This window comes from Micromonospora sp. WMMD1120, assembly GCF_029626235.1.
Classification (GTDB): domain Bacteria; phylum Actinomycetota; class Actinomycetes; order Mycobacteriales; family Micromonosporaceae; genus Micromonospora.
In genome coordinates, this window is record NZ_JARUBO010000005.1 from 2,168,635 (window position 1) to 2,186,578 (window position 17,944).

Sequence of the window (17,944 nt, forward strand, 5' to 3'; positions counted from 1 at the left end):
TGCCGTGACGGTCATCCTCACCCCGAAGACCAGCAGGAAAACGGGCCGCCCACCGTCGCCGTACGCCGCGAGGCCGCAGCGTACGAGCCTCGGCCGCAAGGTGCGCGACAACCTCACCGGTCACGCGTTCCTCATCGGGGCGGTGCTCTGCTTCGTCGTCTTCTCCTGGTACCCGATGGTCCGTGGCATCGTGATGAGCTTCCAGCGCACCCGGCGCGGTGAGACGACCTGGGTGGGCTGGGACAACTACTCCCGCATCCTGGCCGACCCGAGCTTCTGGCCGGCCTGGCAGAACACCATCTACTTCACCCTGCTCGCGCTCCTGCTCGGGTACGCGGTGCCGTTCTTCGTCGCGATCCTGCTCAACGAGTTCCGGCACGCCAAGGGATACCTGCGCATCCTGGTCTACCTGCCGGTGATGCTGCCGCCGGCCTCGGCGCTCTACCTGTTCAAGTTCTACGCGTACGACCCGAGCGAGGCGGGTCTGTTCAACGCGGTGCTGAAGGCGCTGCACCTGCCCACCTCGCAGTGGATGCAGTCGCCCGACATGACCATGCCGGCGATGGTGCTGGCCTCGACCTGGATGAACATGGGCGGCGCGGTGCTGATCTACCTCGCCTCGCTGCAGAACATCCCCGGCGAGCTGTACGAGGCGGCCGAACTCGACGGCGCCGGGATCTGGAAGCGGATCCGGCACGTGACGATCCCGCAGACCCGGCTGATCCTCGCGCTCCTGGCGATGATCCAGATCGTCGCCACCATGCAGCTCTTCATCGAGCCACTGATCCTCGCCAACGGCGCGGGCGCTGAGGATTCCGCGACGTCCGTCGCGTACCTCATCTACCAGCACGGCTTCTTCCAGAACGACCTCAACGGCGCTGCGGCGCTCGGCGTGATCATGCTCGTGGTGTTGGCCGGCTTCTCCGCCGCCTACCTGCGGCTGAGCGCGAAACAGGACTAGGACGGGCGGGACATGGCACAGGACTCCGGCACCCGGACCCTCATCTCTCACGCGCAGCTCCGCCGTGGGCGGGGCAGGTTCCTCTACTGGACGCTGCTCACCGTCGTCGTCGTGGGTTTCACCCTGGTCTTCCTCGGGCCGCTCTACTGGATGGTGACCGGCGCGCTGAAGTCCGGCCAGGAGATCGCGCAGACCCCACCGACGCTGTTCCCCAACGACCCGCAGCCGCAGAACTACATCGACGCGTGGAACAACCTGGACCTGGCGAAACTGCTGTTCAACACGTTCTACTACGCGGCCGGCGCGGTGCTCTTCCAACTCGTGTTCGACACCGCCGCCGCGTACTCGATGTCGAAGCTGCGGCCGATCTTCGGCAACGTCATCCTCAGCCTGATGCTCGCCACGCTGATGATCCCGGCGATGGTGCTGATCGTCCCGCAGTACGTGACGGTGATCGACCTGCCGATCCTGCACCTCAACCTGCTCGACTCGCCGTTCGCCATCTGGCTGCCGCTGGTCGCCAACGCGTTCAACATCTTCCTGTTGAAGCGGTTCTTCGACTCGATCCCCGAGGAGCTGATGGCGGCCGCCCTGATGGACGGGGCGTCGGCGCTGCGCACCCTGTGGTCCATCATCCTGCCGCTGTCGCGTCCCATCCTCGGGGTGGTCTCGATCTTCGCGGTGACGGCGGTCTGGAAGGACTTCCTCTGGCCGAAGCTGGTCATGCCGTCGCCCGAGACCCGGACGGTGAGCGTCGGCATCTACGCCTTCGCCGGTGGTACGCCGATGAACGTGGTCATCGCCGCGTCGGTCATCGCCGCGATCCCGACGGTCATCATCTTCCTGATCTTCCAGCGGAACATCATGTCCGGGCTCACCACCGGCAGCCTCAAGGGGTAGCCGCCAGCGCACGTCCCGAGGCGAACAACAGGGTTCGCCCGACACACCCAGGCCGGCGAACCCGCCGACGTACTGACCCAGAAAGCAGGTGCTCGTGTCCACAGCAGACAGCAGTCCGTGGTGGCGTGGAGCGGTTATCTACCAGGTGTATCCGCGGAGCTTCGCGGACGGCAACGGCGACGGCATCGGCGACGTCGCCGGCATCCGGTCCCGGCTGAACCACCTGTCCGCGCTCGGCGTCGACGCGATCTGGTTCAGCCCCTGGTACCCCTCGCCGATGGCGGACGCCGGCTACGACGTGTCCGACTACCGCGACATCGACCCGGTCTTCGGCTCGCTCGGCGAGGTGGAGGCGTTGATCGCCGAGGCGCACGACCTGGGCATCCGGACCATCGTCGACGTGGTGCCGAACCACTGCTCGGACGCGCACCCGTGGTTCCAGGCCGCACTCGCCGGTGGGCCCGGCGCGCCCGAGCGGGACCTGTTCTGGTTCCGCCCCGGCCGGGGCCCGAACGGTGACCAGCGGCCGACCGACTGGGTCGGCGAGTTCGGCGGCGAAACCTGGACCCGGACCACCAACCCGGACGGCACCCCCGGCGACTGGTACCTGCACCTGTTCGCCCCGCAGCAGCCGGACTTCAACTGGGAGCACCCGAGGGTGCGCGCCGAGTTCGAGGACATCCTGCGGTTCTGGTTCGACAGGGGGGTGGACGGCATCCGGATCGACTCGGCCGGTCTGCTGGTCAAGGACGCCACCCTGCCCGAGGTACGCCCCGACGAGCCGCACCCCTTCCACGACCTCGACGGTGTGCACGACATCTACCGGGGCTGGCGGCGGGTCGCCGACGAGTACCCGGACCGGGCGCTGATCGGTGAGGTGTGGTTGCCGGACCGGCAGCGGTTCGCCAACTACCTGCGTGCGGACGAGCTGCACGCCGCGTTCAACTTCGACTTCCTCGGCTGCGCCTGGGACGCCGCGGCGCTGCGCGAGAGCATCGACGGGACGCTCAACGCGCACGCGCCGGTCAACGCGCCGGCCACCTGGGTGCTCTCCAACCACGACGTCACCCGACACGTCACCCGCTACGGCCGGGCGGACACCAGGTTCAGCTTCGCCGCCAAGCGCGAGGGGATCCCCACCGACCTGGAGCTGGGCACCCGCCGGGCCCGGGCCGCCGCGCTGCTGTCGCTGTCGCTGCCCGGCGCGGCCTACGTCTACCAGGGCGAGGAGCTGGGGCTCTGGGAGGTCGAGGACATCCCGTACGCGCTGCGTCAGGACCCGATGTGGGAGCGCTCCGGGCGGATCGACCCCGGTCGGGACGGCTGCCGCGTACCGCTGCCCTGGGGCGGCGACGAGCCGCCGTTCGAGTTCAGCCCGCGCGGCACGGCAACGCCCTGGCTGCCCCAACCCGCCGACTGGAAGGACCGGACGGTCAGCGCCCAGACCGGCGACCCCGCCTCGATGCTGGAGCTGTACCGGGCGGCGATCCAGATCCGACGCTCCGACCCGGCGCTCGGCGACGGCGAGATGAGCTGGCTGCCCGCCCCGGAGGGCGTGCTCGCCTTCAGTCGCGGCGGTGGTTTCCACTGCCTGGTCAACCTCACCGACGCGTCGGTGCCGCTGCCTGTCGACGGAGAGCTGCTGCTGGCCAGCGGACCACTCGACGAGGGTCTGCTGCCGTCGGACACCGCGGTCTGGCTGCGTACCCCCGAATCGGCGGACGGACCCGGCGCCACCCGACAGTGATCGCGTGGTGCCGGCGGTCCGTCCCGCCGCCGGCACCACGCCAACCAGGAGAGGAGGAGGTAGGTCGCGGACGAACGGGTGTGCCCCCCGCACCCGGCACCGGGCAACGCATCCACACCCACCCCCGAAAGAGGTGTAGCGACCCCATGTCCAGTAACGGCACCAGACGAGGCACGCCGCCGACCGGCGCGCCCCATCCCGTCCCCCGCACGGGGCACCGACGGCTCCTCGCCGGAGTGCTCGCCGGCGCGCTCCTCGCCACCGCCCCGGTCGTCATCCCCGCGGCGAGCGCGGCGCCGGCCGCCGACGCGTCAGCGGCCGCCGCGCGGGTGGCCATGCTCGCCGGGCTCTCCGCCACAATGACCGCGAGCAGTTACAACCAGAACTACGTGGCCGGCAACGCCAACGACGGCAACGCGTCGACCTACTGGGAGAGCGCCAACAACGCGTTCCCGCAGTGGATCCAGGCGGACCTGGGCGCGACGGTCAGTGTGGACCGGGTGGTGCTGAAGCTGCCGCCCTCGTCGGACTGGCAGACCCGCACCCAGACGCTGACGGTGCTCGGCTCGACGAACGGCTCGTCGTTCAGCACGCTGAAGGCGTCCGCCGGCTACACCTTCAACCCGAGCAGCGGCAACACCGCCACCGTCACCTTCACCGCCACCAGCACCCGCTACGTACGGTTGCAGGTCACCGGCAACACCGGCTGGCCGGCCGCGCAGTTCTCCGAGGTCGAGGTGTACGGCGCCACCGGCAGCCCGGACACCCAGGCCCCGAGCGTCCCCGGCAACCTGGCCTACACCCAGCCGGCCAGCGGGCAGATCCGGCTCACCTGGTCGGCGTCGACCGACAACGTCGGCGTCACCGGGTACGACATCTACGCCAACGGGGCTCTGCGCGGCAGCGTCAACGGCTCGACGCTCGCGTACACCGACAGCCAGGCGGACAGCGCCACCGTCTCGTACCACGTTCGGGCCAAGGACGCGGCCGGCAACCAGTCGGCGAACAGCAACACGGTGACCCGCACCGGCACCGGCAACCCGCCGACCGGCAGCAACCTGGCGATCGGCAAGCCGATCACCGCCTCCGGGTACGTGCACACGTTCGTCGCCACCAACGCGAACGACAACAACGTGGCCACCTACTGGGAGGGCAACGGCAACCCGAGCACGCTGACCGTGCAGCTCGGCGCGAACGCCACCCTCAGCCAGGTCGTGCTGAAGCTCAACCCGGACTCGGCGTGGGGCACGCGTACCCAGAACATCACCGTGCTCGGCCGGGACCAGGGCTCGTCGAGCTTCACCACGCTGGTCGGCGCGGCGAACTACACCTTCAACCCGGGCAGCGGCAACACGGTGACCATCCCGGTCTCCGGCTCGGCTGCCGACGTACGGCTCTCGATCGCCTCGAACACCGGCGCGCCGGCCGGGCAGGTGGCCGAGTTCCAGGTCTTCGGCACCCCCGCGCCAAACCCGGACCTGACCGTCACCGGCATGTCGTTCAGCCCGTCCGCGCCGGTGGAGACCAGCGCCATCACGCTCTCCGCGACGGTCCGCAACGCGGGTTCGGCGGCCTCCGGCGCGACGAACGTCAACTTCTACCTGGGCTCCACCCGGGTCGGCACCGCGTCGGTAGGCGGCCTCGCGGCCGGCGCGTCGACGACGGTCAGCGCCAGCATCGGCACCCGGGACTCGGGTAGCTACCCGCTCAGCGCGAAGGTCGACGAGTCGAACACCGTCGTCGAGCAGGACGACACCAACAACAGCTACACCAACCCCAGCCCGCTGGTGGTCGGCGCTGTCGCCAGCTCCGACCTGGTCGCCTCGGCCGTCGACTGGTCGCCGGGCAACCCGCCGCCGGGCAGCACCGTCAGCTTCTCCGTGTCGATCCGCAACGCCGGCAACCAGGCGTCCGCGTCCGGCGCGCACGGCATCACGCTGACGGTGCTCAACGAGTCCGGCACCGCCGTGCGTACCCTGACCGGCTCGTACTCCGGTGTGATCAACGCCGGCGCGACGGTCGGCCCGGTCAACCTGGGCACCTGGACCGCTGCGAACGGCAAGTACACCGTCCGGGTGGTGCTCGCCGCGGACGGCAACGAGTTGCCGGTGAAGCAGACCAACAACACCACCGACCGGCCGCTCTTCGTGGGTCGCGGCGCCAACCTGGGCTACGACATGTACGAGGCCGAGGACGGCACGACCGGCGGCGGCGCCGGGCAGGTCGGCCCGAACCGGGAGATCGGCAACCTGGGCGGCGAGGCGTCCGGCCGTCGGGCGGTCACCCTGAACAGCACCGGCGCGTACGTCGAGTGGACCACCCGGGCGGCGACCAACACCCTGGTCACCCGCTTCTCGATCCCCGACGCGCCGGGCGGCGGCGGCATCGACTCGACGCTCAACATCTACGTCAACGGCGCCCTGCACAAGCCGATCAACCTGACCTCCAAGCACATCTGGCTCTACGGCGCGGAGGCCAGCCCCAGCGACTCGCCGAGCGCGGGCCCGCCTCGCCACCTGTACGACGAGGCGAACGTCATGCTGAACTCGACGATCCCGGCCGGCAGCAGGATCCGTTTGCAGAAGGACCCGGCCAACACCACCACGTACGCGATCGACTTCGTCAACCTGGAGCTGGTCGCGCCACGGGCGAACCCGGACCCCTCCCGCTACCGGGTGCCGAGCGGCTTCAGCCACCAGGACGTCCAGAACGCGCTCGACGCGGTCCGGATGGACACCACCGGCAACCTGGTGGGCGTCTACCTGCCGGCCGGCACCTACGAGACCGCGCAGAAGTTCCAGGTGTACGGGAAGCCGGTGACCGTCACGGGCGCGGGTATGTGGTACACCCGCTTCCAGACGCCGACCGGCCAGCAGAACACCGACGCGGGCTTCCGGGTGGAGTCCTCGGCCAGCGGGTCGACCTTCTCGCACCTGGCCTTCTTCGGCAACTACACCAACCGCATCGACGGGCCGGGCAAGGTCTGGGGTGAGTTGAAGGACGTCGACAACATGACGCTCGACAGCGTCTGGGTCGAGCACACCGTCTGCGCGTACTGGGGGGTGAGCGTCAGCGGGTTGACCATCCGCGACAGCCGCTTCCGGAACACCTTCGCCGACGCCGTGAACCTGACCAACGGCAGTACCAACAACCTGGTCACCAACTCCGAGGGCCGGTCGAACGGCGACGACGCGTTCGCCCTCTTCTCGGCCACCGACCAGGGCGCGTCGGTCGGCAACAACGGCAACGTGTTCGAGAACCTCTCGGCCACGCTGACCTGGCGGGCGGCCGGGGTGGCGGTCTACGGCGGCTACAACAACATCTTCCGCAACCTGTACATCGCGGACATGTTGACGTACTCCGGGATCACCATCAGCTCGCTGGACTTCGGTTATCCGTTCGTCGGCTTCGGCTCCAGCCCACCGACCCAGTTCCAGAACATCTCGATCGTCAGAGCGGGTGGACACTTCTGGGGCTCCCAGACATTCCCCGCGATCTGGGTGTTCTCCGCGTCGAAGGAGTTCCGCGGCATCCGGGTGTCCGACGTGGACATCGTCGACCCGACGTACACCGGCATCATGTTCCAGACCAAGTACACCGGGTCGCAGCCGGAGAACCCGATCACCGACACGGTCTTCACCAACGTCTCGATCAGCGGCGTGCGCAAGAGCGGTGACGCCTACGACGCGAAGTCCGGCTACGCGATCTGGGCGAACGAGATGCCGGAACCCGGTCAGGGTCCGGCGGTCGGTTCGGTCACCTTCAACAACCTGCGGCTGACCAACAACTACCAGGACATTCGCAACACGACGACGACCTTCACCATCAACCGCAACTGATTCACCCGGTAGCCGACGCCGTCGGGGGGCTCACCCCTCCCGGCGGCGTCGCGCCGTGCCGCCCCTCACCCGCCGCGAACCGGGCCGCGCCGGCCAGCGCGTCCGCCGCCAGCGAGTCCATCCCGTACGCCAACTCGGTCGCCAGCGCCTCCGCCTCCGGCCGTCCCGCGCCGGCCAGCACCGCAGCCCGGTCGTTGCGCAGGCAGGTCTGCGGATGTCGGGCGATCGTCGCCGCCAACTCCTCGGCCGCGGCCCGCGCCTGGCCGGGCGGCACGACCCGATTGACCAAACCCATCGCGTACGCCTCGTCGGCCGGCACCGGGCGGCCGGTGAGGATCAGGTCCATCGCCCGACTCTCGCCGATCAAGCGGGGCAGCCGGACGGTGCCACCGTCGATCAGCGGCACTCCCCAGCGACGGCAGAACACCCCGAGCGTGGCGTCGGACTCGGCGACCCGCAGGTCACACCAGAGCGCCAGTTCGAGCCCGCCCGCCACGGCGTACCCGGAGATCGCCGCGATCACCGGCTTGCTGAGCGCCATCCGGGTCGGACCCATCGGGCCGTCCCCCTCCGGCTCGACCCGGTTGCCGCTCGGCGTGCCGATCGCCTTGAGGTCGGCACCGGCGCAGAACGTGCCACCGGCACCCCAGAGCACCGCCACCGCAGCCTCGGAGTCGGCCTCGAAGGCCCGGAAGGCGTCCGCCAGCGCCCGAGCCGTCGGCCCGTCCACGGCGTTCCGAGCCTGTGCCCGATCGAGCACAACAGTGGTGACGGCCCCGCGACGCTCCACCCGCACACTCACCGCCCCAGCATGCCCACCCCACCCCACCCCCACAATCCCGCGCCCCAACACCCCCGTCGATCTTGGACTTTCGGTCGTTGTTTCGCGGCTTATCTCCATTATTGGGACATCGCGAACTGCAAGATCGGCGAAGAGGGTGGGGTGGGTCTCGGGGCCCGTGGGGTGGGTTTGTCGTGGGAGGTCGGTTTGCGGCGTTCGTTGCCGGGAAGTCGGTAGTTGTGCGAGAGCTTCTGACGCGAGTTGAGCAGGATTCCCGGCTGGATCGGACGGGTGACCGGTTGCAGCGTGTCGTCCTGGGCGCGCTGCGCCCGCGGCGGCTGCGCGACCTACTGCACGGGGTGAGCATCGGGCATCCGCTGCACCCGGCAATGGTGCAGGTGCCGGTCGGCGCGTGGATCAGCGCTGCCGTGCTGGACCTGATGCCGGGCCAACGCAAGCCCGCCACGGTGCTTGTCGGCCTAGGCACCGTCAGCGCTCTGCCGGCGGCGGTCGCCGGGCTCAACGACTGGGCGGCGCTCTCCCGGGACCAGCGCCGGGTCGGCCTGGTGCACGCCGCCGCCAACAGCGTCGGGCTGGTGTTCTACGCCGGCTCGCTGGCCGCCCGGCTGTCCGGCCGCACCGGGATGGGCCGTGCGCTCGGCTTCCTGGGGCTCTCCACGGTGAGCCTCGGCGCCTACATCGGGGGGCATCTCGCGTACAAGCAGGGGGCGCAGGTCAACCAGAGCATCTCCGAGCTGCACCGGATGAGCGACGGCTGGCACTCGCTGGGGGACATGGCGACCCTGCCGCAACGCACCCTGATCACCCGCGAGGTGGACGACGACGTCTCGGTGATCCTCTACCGGCACGGTGACGAGGTGACGGTGATGCTGGAGCGCTGCCCGCACCAGAGTGGGCCGCTCGGCGAGGGTGAGGTGCAGGAGATCGACGGCCACGCCTGCGTGGTCTGCCCCTGGCACGGCAGCGCGTTCCGGCTCAACGGCGGCGAGGTGGTGCAGGGGCCGTCCGGCAACGACCAGCAGATCCTGCCCACCAGGGTGGAGAACGGCGTGCTCCAGACCCGCCTGCCCTGACCGGCAAGGCGGCCGTATTGCTCTCGATGCACATACCTGTGAGTCATGAATATGACTCACAGGTATGTCGCTCTCCCCCTAGGTGCGCCGGTGGCGGCCGATCGGTGGTCCGTCGGGCACCGAGTCGAGCCCGTGCTCGCCCCAGCTCGACAGGTCACCGGGCGCCGCCGCACCGCCGGGAGAGGCCATCCCGCCGGCCGCAGCCGTGCCGCCGCTCCCCGACGCCGGAGCCTCGATGGCTGCGGCTGCCCGGCTGGCGGCCCACGCGGCACCGCTGCCGGTCGCCTTACCGCCGGTCTGCCGGATGCCGCTGTCGCTCCGGGCCGTGCCGCTCCGGGCCGTGCCGCCGTGCGGCTTGCGGGACGAGGCGGCCAGTCGGGGAGTCACCCCGGCGGTGGCGGGCCGACGACGCAGCCCCAGGACCGCGCCGATCTGGGCGCCGACGATGCTCGCCACGGCCAGTACGGCGGAGACCGCCAGCGGCCGGTTCACTCGCTCGACCGCACCGGCCCGCGCCGCGCCGACGGTCATCGCCGGTGGTTGGCCCGGTGACTCCGTACCGCTGGATGGTGCCGGGTCCACCCGCGGCGGGGCGGCGCGCTCGGGCGCCGGCCGGGGCGGCTTCGGCGCGGCGGGCCGGTCGACCAGCCGGCCGGTGGCGTGCTGGCGGGCACCCTGGTCGGCCGCCTCGTCCGGTAGGCGGAGCAGTTGGCCGGGGCGGATCCGGTCCGGGTCGTCGAGCTTGTTGAGCTTGGCCAACTGCCGGTAGTCGCCGAACTCGTCCAGATACCGTTCGGCCACCTCGCCCAGGTAGTCGCCCCGCGCGACCCGGTACACCGGCGCGGCCGTGTCCGGCGGCGCGCTCGCCCGGGTCGGCGCGGCGACGGCGGTGGCGGCCGGTGCGGCCGGGCTCGCGTACGCCGGTGCGCCGTAGACCGCAGCCGCGCTGGCGGCGGCCGGGCTGGCGGCGAGGATCAGCACGACCGAGCCGACGAGCGCGGCGGCGGCCTTCTGCTGGCGGCCCATGCCGGGCAGTTTCGGTGCCGGCCGGCGCAGGATCTGCGCGCCCAGCTCGACGAGTACGGAGAAGGCGAAGGTGGCCCAGCCGAACCAACCGGCCACCGCCAACGCCCGTAGGAACAGTTGCCCGTCGTCCCGGCTGGTCAGCGCGGTGCCCACCGCGTCGATCGTGGGAAGGTGGTCGGGCAGGGGATTGCCGGCGAAGGCCAGCAGCGCGATCGGCGCGCCGACCAGCAGCACGACGAGTGTGGCCAGTGCGCCGATGCCGGTGAGGACCCGGCCGGTCCGCCGCATCACGGACCCACCCGATACAGGCATGGCTGCCTCCCTTCCTACGGTCCTGCGGTGATTGCTCGCGCGGTCGCCTCGCCGGTGACGGTGACCGTCTTCTCCTGAACGAAAAGCCCGAGCATGGTGCGCTGGTAGGTGATCGTGACCCGGACCCGGATCAGGGTCTCCCCGTCGATCACCGGGAAGCTCACCGTGTGTCCGGAGGTGCCGGCGGTGGCCAGGTAGGTGTTCACCGCCACGACGGCGCTCGGCTGGTGGATCCGCTTCGCCCCGCCCTCGATGGCGGTGGCCCGGTCGATGGCCTGGCCGCCGGCGCGGGCGGCCTCGGCGGCCAGGTTGTCGGCGCGTTGCAGGGTGCGGAGTTGCCCGGCGCCGTCGAAGGAGAGGCCGACGATGGCCAGTACGCCGATCATCGTCACCGCCAGGAAGATGCTCACCCGCCCGTGCTCGCCGGCGGGCGGCTGCCCGGCGGGTGGCCCGGCGGCGGTCATTGTCGGCTCCGGTAGCGGTCCAGCGGCGAGGTGAAATGCGACGTGACCCGCCTCTCGACGGGCATCCCGGGCAGGACGCCGAGGGTGATGTCCCGGAAGGACACCCGGCAGGTGATCGTCACGGTCACCGTGGCGTCCGTGCCGACCTCGCTGGCGAAGGCGGCGTCGATGTCGGTCCTCGTGCTGCCCACCGTGCCAGCGAACGTCAGGTTCAGGCCGTCGGCGCAGGACAGCCCGCGCCAGTCCAACTGCTGCTCGGCGGCCTCCTCCGCCTCCCGCTTGGCGGTGCCCGCGTCCCGGGAGATCGAGGCGGCGCGGGCCGCGTCGTGGGCGGCGGCGTCCAGCGCCTCGGCCGCCACCGCGGTGCGCCCGACCATGCCGGCGAGCACCATCAGGGCTATGAAGGCGGGCGCGAGCACCGCCACCTCGATGGAGACCGAGCCGCGCTCGGCGGTACGGCTCACGGTTCCGTCACCCGTTCCACGGTCCCGTGCGCGGTCTGCCGGATCGCGAACTCCACGCCCGGCACCACGGACAGGGAACGGCCGGTGACAGTGCAGGTCACGTCGGTTGCGGTGGCCTCGCAGGTCGGGCCGGTCCGGTCCCAGCCCACCAGCCATCCGCCGGCGGCCCGCAGGAAGCGGGTGGCGCTCTGCGCTCCGGCGCCGTCGGGAGCGTCGTACAGCCGCTCGGCGTTCACGCCGCTCTGCGCGGCGTTCAGCGCCGTGGAGCGGGCGAGGAACACCGCCGCGATCTGGATCGAGGCGAAGAGCAGCACCAGGATCAGCGGCATCAGCACGGCGAGCTCCACCGGGTTCGCGCCCCGCTCCCGGCCGCCGGCCGCGACGCGACGCCGGGCGGTGGAGACCGCCCGGCGCCACCTCGGGTACGCGGCTCGACCCATGCCGGTTACTTCGGGTTGGTGTGGTTCGGGATGCCGGTCATCCAGTTGTTGGCCTTGGCCAACGCCAGGGCGGTGACGGCCATGGCGACGGCGACCAGGCCGGCGATGATCACCGCGGTCGGCACCGGGCTGTCGCCGCGCTCACCGTCGTGGCGCAGCTCGGCCAGGCGCGTCGTCAGTGCGACGTGCAGGTAGCTGATGATGAACATGACGTTCTCCTTCGGGGTGACGGGGTCAGACACGGGCGACGAACGGATAGAGGACGAACCCGAGCAGCACGAAAACGAGCAGCGCGCCGGGGATGTCGAGCTTGCTGGTCACCGCCTCGGCGCGGGCCAGGTTGTCGGTGCGGATCTGGTCGCGCAGCGAGTCGGCCCGGCTGCGCAGGGTCTCGTGCACCTGGGCGCCCTCGCTGCCGGACGAGCGCATGATCGCGCCGACGTCGCCCAACTCCGGAATGCCGATCTTGTCGGCGAGGTCGCGCAACTCGTCCCAGGGCGCGTGCATCTGCATCTGCGCGATCCGCAGCGACTCCTGGAGCCTGTCGAACACCCAGCCGTGGCAGACCGCGGCCGCGCGCTCCAGCGACTGCACCGGCCCGTGCGCCGCGGAGAGTTGCAAGGCCACCAGGTCCAGGTAGGTGCAGACCGCCTGCCGGAACTGGTCGCGGGCGGCGTCCGCCTTGGCCAACACCGCCCGGTGCGCCAGTAGACCACCGACCAGCGCCAGCCCGAGGCTGCCGAGCACCGGCACGACGAGCGGGATCGAGATGCCGAGCACCCACAGCGCCATCCCGAGCAGTGTCGGCAGGGCCAGCCCGAAGAGCGCGGAGAGCAGCACCGACAGCGCGTACTGCTCGGGGGTCTGGTCGATCAGGGCGAGCTGCCGGTGCGGCGGGCGCAGCCAGCGGGACATTCCGGTCAGGTAGTCCAGCCGGCGGGACGCGGGCGTGGTGACCCGACCGGCACTGGGCGGTTGGTGCAGCCGGCGCAGCGCCGGCCCGAGCGCCGGGGTCGCCGGCGCCAGTTCCCGGATCACCAGGAACACCCCGAGCCCGACACCGGCGCCACCGCAGACGGCGATGGCCAGCTGCCAGTTCACGCGACCACCTCGCTCGGGTCGGGCGTCGGTAGGAACCGGGCCGGCCGCTGCGGCTGGCTCATCGACCGCACCCAGGCCAGCAGGCCGATGAAGGCGGCGCCGAGGATGGCCATCACCAGCTGGCCGAACGGTGTGCCGTACGGCCTGATGTACTCGGTGTTGACCAGGCCGTACGCCAGGGTCGCCAACGTCATCCCGGTGAGGAAGCGGACCGCGAACCGGGGCTGGGTGCGCTTGGCCTCGATCTCCCGCCGGGTGGCCACCTCCGCGGACGCCGCGCCGGCGATCGAGCCGAGCACGTCTCCCAGCCGTTCACCCCGGTCGGACAGGTGCAGGATCAGCGCCGCGACGACCTGGTCGCAGACCGGGTCGGCGATCTCGTCGGCGAACGCCAACAGCGCGGAGCGGGCCATCCAGCCGGCCTGTAGCCGGGCGGCGAGCAGGCGCACCTCGTCCTCGATGCCGGGTGGCACGCTGCCGATGGTGCCGACGATGGACTGCTGGAGGCCCTGCCCGGTGCCGGAGACGTCCTTGAGCCGGCGGGTCCACTCGCCGACCGCCTCGATCCGCGCGATCGCCCGCTGCTCGGCCTTGCCGACCCCGAACAGCCACGGGGTGCCGGGCACCGCCACCGCCACCAGCAGGCCGACCACCGGCAGCCCGGTGAGCAGGAAGGCCAGGGCGCCAGCCACCAGCGCGGCGAGCAGCAACCCCTGGTAGGCCCGCTGCTCGGCGGGGGTGCTTCCCGGCCCGCGCCACAGTCGACTCAGCCCCGGGCCGGCACCCGGGCGCGGGCCTGGAGGTCGACGGGTGCCGACCAGCGCGACGACGGCCAGCAGCAGCCCCGCCACACAGGCGGCTCCGGAGAGGACCGCGACCAACTCCAGGCTGACGGGCATCAGGTCACCGCCTCGCCAGTCGGGTCTGCCGGGCACGCCGCCACGCGCCCGCGCCGGCCTCGACCCAGCGGGTCAGCAACCGCGCGTCGTACCCCACCCGTAGGAGCTGGTCGCGGACCCGCTCGGGCAGGTGCCGGGGGACGGCCCGACCGTCCGGACCGGGTCCGAACACGGTGGTGGTGGTGATCCGACCCGCCTCACCGGCCCCGATCACCTCCTCCACGTGCGACACGAACCGGTGTTTGCGCCCGCCGATCGCCGTCTCGTCCTCGACGGTGACGTAGACGATCAGGTCGAGGGCGTTGCCGGCCATCCGGCGGGCCTGGTCGACTGTCATCTCCCGGCCGTGCGCCAGCGCGAGTTCGACGATCCGTTCGCCCACCCCGGCGGCCGTACGGGCGTGGATGGTGCACATCGAGCCCCGGCTCGTGGTCATCGCCTGGAGCATCGGCACGATCTCCCGGGACCGCACCTCGCCGACGATGATCCGCAGCACGCCCATCCGCAGCGACAGCGGGATCAGGTCGGCGATGGTCACCTCGCCGGCCGGGCGACCGTCGAAGCCGCGCTCGCCGTGCCCCTCCCGGGCCTCGAAGCTCATCACCGCCCGGTGCCGTTCCCTGCGTCGGGCGGGCAGCAGCTCGCGGCTCTCCTCCAGCAGCACGTACGGCTCGTCGGGCGGGATCTCGTTCATCAGCGCCCGGATGATCGTGGTCTTTCCCGCGCCGGCCAGCCCGGCGACCATGATGTTCAGGCCGGCGCGCATCGCCGCCCGGAGGAAGTCGCGCAGCAGCGGGTCGATCATCTCGTCCAGGTCGCCCCGACCGCCCGCGAGGTCGTCGAGGCTGACGTCCAGCGTGTTGTGCTTCCGGATCACCGCGTACGGGCGGTGGCTGACCAGGAACACCGCCGCCAGCCGGCTGCCGTCGGGCAGTTGCAGGTCGAGCGTGGGCTTCACGGTGGACAGGGAGCGTTCGGTGGCGCCCGCCCGCCGGGCCGCCGCCTGGAGGATCTCCACCAGCTCGGCGTCGCTGTCGGCGATCGGCTCGGCCCAGTCCACGCCACCGCCGTGCCGGGTGATGCGCACCTGGTCACAGCCGAGGATGTGCACCTCCTCGATGGTGTCGTCGACCAGCAGGGTCTGTAGCCGGCCGAGCCCGACCAGCTCGGCGGTCACCTGGTCGAGCAGCAGGCGCTCCTCACCGGCGGCCATCGGCGTGCCGGCCCGGCGCACCGCGTCGGCGTACGCGGCGACCACGGCGACGGCGAGCCGGGCCCGCTCGGTGTCCTCCTCGTCGACTGTGAACTCCCGGCCGCGCTGCCACAGGGTGAGCCGTTCGGTGAGTTCCCGACGCAGCTCCCGGACCACCTGGAAGTCGATCCGCGGTCGGGGCGGCGACTCCGGCGGCGGGGTGGCCGCGGGCATCGGTTGCGGCATCGGCACTGCCGGATGGTGGCGGCCGTTCGGAGCGGCCAGCGGCGGCGTCGTGGAGGTCGCGCCGGGTGGTTGTTGACGCGGGTCGGCGGAGACCGGCTCAAACCGCATCCGGCACCCCCTGCTGCACCGGCCACGCCAGGCGGGCGCGACGGCGCTCCAGCAGCGCCCCGACCGGCACCTCCAGCGCGGCCGCCGCCCGCATCAGCGGCCGTCCGGTGCGCACCGTCCCGCCCAGGGCCAGCACCCCGGCGGTACGCGGATCGTGCGGCAGTCGTGCGATCACCGGTAGTTTCAGGGCGCGGCTGATCTCGGCCCGTCCGTGCCCGTCACCGACCAGGAGCAGTCGCAGGGTGCCCGGTGGCACCCGGTGCTCGGCGAAGTCCCGTTCGACAGCGGTGACCGCCGCCCGGGTGCCGGACAGGTCCGGTAGCTGCGCCCGGCTCACCAGCAGCACCACCGACGCGGCGCGCAGCACCGGCCATGGTGGCCCGTTGACGTGGAGCCGACCGCAGTCGACCAGGACGTCGTAGCCCGGTGTGCCCCGGTCCAGCGCGTCGAAGTAGTCCGCGAAGCGCTGCCACAGCGGGGTGACGCTGCCGCCCTGGGCGGGATCGACGAGCCCGGGTAGCAGCAGCCGTTCCCGCCGGGGCGCGTCCAGGTCGACGAGCTGCGACCAGAACGCGGTCTCCAGGTTGCCGTCGCGCAACTCCCCGACGGCCAGCTCGCCGATGCCGCGGGGGCCGTCGAGTTGGCCACCCAGGTAGCCGGCGAGGATCGAGCCGCCGGCCGGGTCGCACTCGGCGAGCACCAGTCGGCGGTGCCAGGCCAGCGCGCAGGCCAGCGCCGACGTGGTGACGCCGGGTGAACCCTTCGCGGACAGCAGCGCGATGATCGCCATGCTCAGGCCGCCTCGGTCAGCACGACGGCGAGTCGTTCCTGCGCGGCGAGCGCCACCACGGCGGGCACGTCGCGGGTGAGCAGCGCCAGGTACAGGACCTTGTCGTCGTTGCCCGGGCTGACCATGTCGATCACGGTGGCCGAGAAGCGGGTGCCCGCGGCGGTGGCGGACTCTCCGTCGGCGTCGTTGTCGGGCGTGCTGACCAGCAGGACCTTGTCCCCGGGGTGGAGCTGGCGGGCCGGGACCTGGGCGGTCTTCAGACCGAGCGCGATCTGCTGCTGGCCGGGGCCGAGCAGCGGGTCGTCGGTGACCTGCCCGAGGGTGAGCAGCGTGCCCGGGACCAGCGCGACAGCGGCCCGTTTGCCGACCACCTCGTCGAGTCGACCGGCGGGCACCGGCCGTAGCCCCTGACCCCCGGCGACCTGCACGCTGACCAGGTCGGCGGCGCTGATCTCCCGGCCCACCTCCACCGGCCGGGCCACCGCGAGATAGCTGCCGGTGGCCCGTACCGAGGTGACGGCGAAGGCGGCGCCCAGCCCGCCCAGGGCGATCAGCAGCACGGCGAGGCCGAGCAGCCCGGGGCGGACCCGACGTTGCCGGATCACCGTGGGCGGGCTGACCGGCGCGTCCACCGACCCGGTCCCGTTACGCGTCGCGAGGCTCATCGGGTCACCACCTGGAGTTCGTTGATCTGGATCGGCACGACGCCGCTGTTGCGGGTCACCAGGATTTCTCCGCTCTCGCCACCGCCGCGCCAGGTCACCGTCCAGTGCGTGGTCGCGGTGACCCGGTAGGTGCCGGCCTTCTGGTAGCCCTTGTCGTAACCGCAGTCGGGGGAGGTTCTGCCCGCCCGCTCACCTCGCGACTTGTACTCGGTGCCGGCGTCGTCACAGGTCACCGTGTCTCCGTTGCCCATGTCCCAGACGATCCGGTCGACCAGCGCGGTGATCTCGACGGTCACCCCCCGATCAGACGCGCGGGCGCCGATCGGACCGAAGTACGCGGTGCTCTGTTCGGACCACATCCACACGGGCAGGCCGACCAGGCCGGGGCCGACGCGCTTGCGGGGCGCGACGCCCAGCGGGGCCGGCAGCAACTTGATCGACGCGAGCGCGCGGCGGGCCAGCTCCTCCGGGTCGGGCGGAGCGCCGAAGCCGGGCGGCGGCCCGTCCAACAGCACGGTGTCCTGGGCCCCCACGTCGCCGCCGTTGCACGTCTGGAGATACCACTGCTGACCCGCGGGCGGCTCGACCGGCCCCTCGGTCGTCTTGTAGTAGCAGCCGTCGCCTCTGTTGAACCACCCCAGCAGGTCGTCGTAGCAGGGGATGGTCCGCCCGTTCCACTGACAGACGCTGCTACCACCGCCGCCGCCGCTCTCCCCGTCGTCCCCACCACCGCCGTTGTCGCCGCCGCCACCCGGGGTGCCCGGCTCGTCGTCCCACACGCTGCAGTCGGGCTGGTCGGGCGGGCAGCCGGCCCCCGGGTCGGCGCGCCGACCGGCGGCGGCCGGCACGCCCGCGCCGATCACCAGGAGGAGCGCGACGCCGATTGCGGCGAGCCCTCTCCGGGTACGCGCCGGA

The 17,944-nt window shown here is 71.7% G+C and carries 16 protein-coding genes and 1 pseudogene; 5 read left to right on the plus strand and 12 right to left on the minus strand.

What is annotated here, in order from left to right; translation table 11 throughout:
- Nucleotides 1-100 precede the first annotated feature (100 nt).
- The 4 genes from O7634_RS10300 (at nt 101) to O7634_RS10315 (ending at nt 7,447) form a co-directional block, all read left to right on the plus strand.
- Entirely contained in the window at nt 101-961 is an 861-nt protein-coding gene (locus O7634_RS10300; protein WP_278153931.1) for a sugar ABC transporter permease, read from the plus strand.
- 12 nt (nt 962-973) lie between these two features.
- A complete protein-coding gene (locus tag O7634_RS10305; RefSeq protein ID WP_278149902.1) occupies nt 974-1,861 on the plus strand; it encodes a carbohydrate ABC transporter permease in 888 nt (295 codons plus the stop codon).
- A 94-nt stretch (nt 1,862-1,955) separates the two neighbouring features.
- Nucleotides 1,956-3,608 carry a glycoside hydrolase family 13 protein gene (locus O7634_RS10310; RefSeq protein WP_278149903.1) on the plus strand — a complete coding sequence of 551 codons (1,653 nt, stop codon included), beginning with the start codon at nt 1,956-1,958 and terminating at the stop codon, nt 3,606-3,608.
- Between the two features lie 146 nt (nt 3,609-3,754).
- The gene (locus O7634_RS10315; RefSeq protein ID WP_278149904.1) at nt 3,755-7,447 is read left to right on the plus strand and encodes a discoidin domain-containing protein; all 3,693 of its coding nucleotides are present in this window, start codon (nt 3,755-3,757) and stop codon (nt 7,445-7,447) included.
- A gap of 1 nt (nt 7,448) precedes the next feature.
- Here O7634_RS10315 and O7634_RS10320 read toward each other — a convergent pair whose 3' ends face one another.
- Nucleotides 7,449-8,249: a crotonase/enoyl-CoA hydratase family protein gene (locus O7634_RS10320; RefSeq protein ID WP_278149905.1), complete on the minus strand. Its 801-nt coding sequence runs from the start codon at nt 8,247-8,249 to the stop codon at nt 7,449-7,451.
- Between the two features lie 218 nt (nt 8,250-8,467).
- Here O7634_RS10320 and O7634_RS10325 point away from each other — a divergent pair, with 218 nt between their 5' ends.
- Nucleotides 8,468-9,322, plus strand: coding sequence for a Rieske 2Fe-2S domain-containing protein (locus O7634_RS10325; protein ID WP_278149906.1), 855 nt, complete (start codon nt 8,468-8,470; stop codon nt 9,320-9,322).
- 393 nt (nt 9,323-9,715) lie between these two features.
- Here O7634_RS10325 and O7634_RS10330 read toward each other — a convergent pair.
- From O7634_RS10330 to O7634_RS10380, 11 genes and pseudogenes are all read right to left on the minus strand, one after another.
- A pseudogene (locus tag O7634_RS10330) lies at nt 9,716-10,660 on the minus strand (LysM domain-containing protein); the annotation flags it as partial.
- A 14-nt stretch (nt 10,661-10,674) separates the two neighbouring features.
- On the minus strand, nt 10,675-11,124 hold the full coding sequence (locus O7634_RS10335) for a pilus assembly protein TadG-related protein (RefSeq protein WP_278149907.1): 450 nt from the start codon (nt 11,122-11,124) through the stop codon (nt 10,675-10,677).
- The gene (locus O7634_RS10340; RefSeq protein ID WP_278149908.1) at nt 11,121-11,588 is read right to left on the minus strand and encodes a TadE/TadG family type IV pilus assembly protein; all 468 of its coding nucleotides are present in this window, start codon (nt 11,586-11,588) and stop codon (nt 11,121-11,123) included. The genes O7634_RS10335 and O7634_RS10340 overlap by 4 nt, the downstream gene beginning before the upstream one ends.
- Nucleotides 11,585-12,028: a TadE family protein gene (locus O7634_RS10345; RefSeq protein WP_278149909.1), complete on the minus strand. Its 444-nt coding sequence runs from the start codon at nt 12,026-12,028 to the stop codon at nt 11,585-11,587. The genes O7634_RS10340 and O7634_RS10345 overlap by 4 nt, the downstream gene beginning before the upstream one ends.
- Nucleotides 12,029-12,033: 5 nt before the next feature.
- Nucleotides 12,034-12,237 (minus strand): hypothetical protein, encoded by a 204-nt coding sequence (locus tag O7634_RS10350; protein WP_278149910.1) that lies wholly within the window; start codon nt 12,235-12,237, stop codon nt 12,034-12,036.
- Nucleotides 12,238-12,262: 25 nt separating this feature from the next.
- Nucleotides 12,263-13,129 (minus strand): type II secretion system F family protein, encoded by an 867-nt coding sequence (locus O7634_RS10355; protein WP_278149912.1) that lies wholly within the window; start codon nt 13,127-13,129, stop codon nt 12,263-12,265.
- Nucleotides 13,126-14,028 (minus strand): type II secretion system F family protein, encoded by a 903-nt coding sequence (locus tag O7634_RS10360; protein ID WP_278149913.1) that lies wholly within the window; start codon nt 14,026-14,028, stop codon nt 13,126-13,128. The genes O7634_RS10355 and O7634_RS10360 overlap by 4 nt, the downstream gene beginning before the upstream one ends.
- A 4-nt stretch (nt 14,029-14,032) precedes the next feature.
- Nucleotides 14,033-15,574: an ATPase, T2SS/T4P/T4SS family gene (locus O7634_RS10365; RefSeq protein WP_278149914.1), complete on the minus strand. Its 1,542-nt coding sequence runs from the start codon at nt 15,572-15,574 to the stop codon at nt 14,033-14,035.
- Nucleotides 15,564-16,364: a ParA family protein gene (locus tag O7634_RS10370; protein WP_278149915.1), complete on the minus strand. Its 801-nt coding sequence runs from the start codon at nt 16,362-16,364 to the stop codon at nt 15,564-15,566. Before O7634_RS10370 ends, O7634_RS10365 begins: the two co-directional genes overlap by 11 nt.
- A 2-nt stretch (nt 16,365-16,366) precedes the next feature.
- The gene (locus O7634_RS10375; protein ID WP_278149916.1) at nt 16,367-17,029 is read right to left on the minus strand and encodes an SAF domain-containing protein; all 663 of its coding nucleotides are present in this window, start codon (nt 17,027-17,029) and stop codon (nt 16,367-16,369) included.
- On the minus strand, nt 17,026-17,895 hold the full coding sequence (locus tag O7634_RS10380) for a hypothetical protein (protein WP_278153932.1): 870 nt from the start codon (nt 17,893-17,895) through the stop codon (nt 17,026-17,028). Before O7634_RS10380 ends, O7634_RS10375 begins: the two co-directional genes overlap by 4 nt.
- Nucleotides 17,896-17,944: the final 49 nt, after the last annotated feature.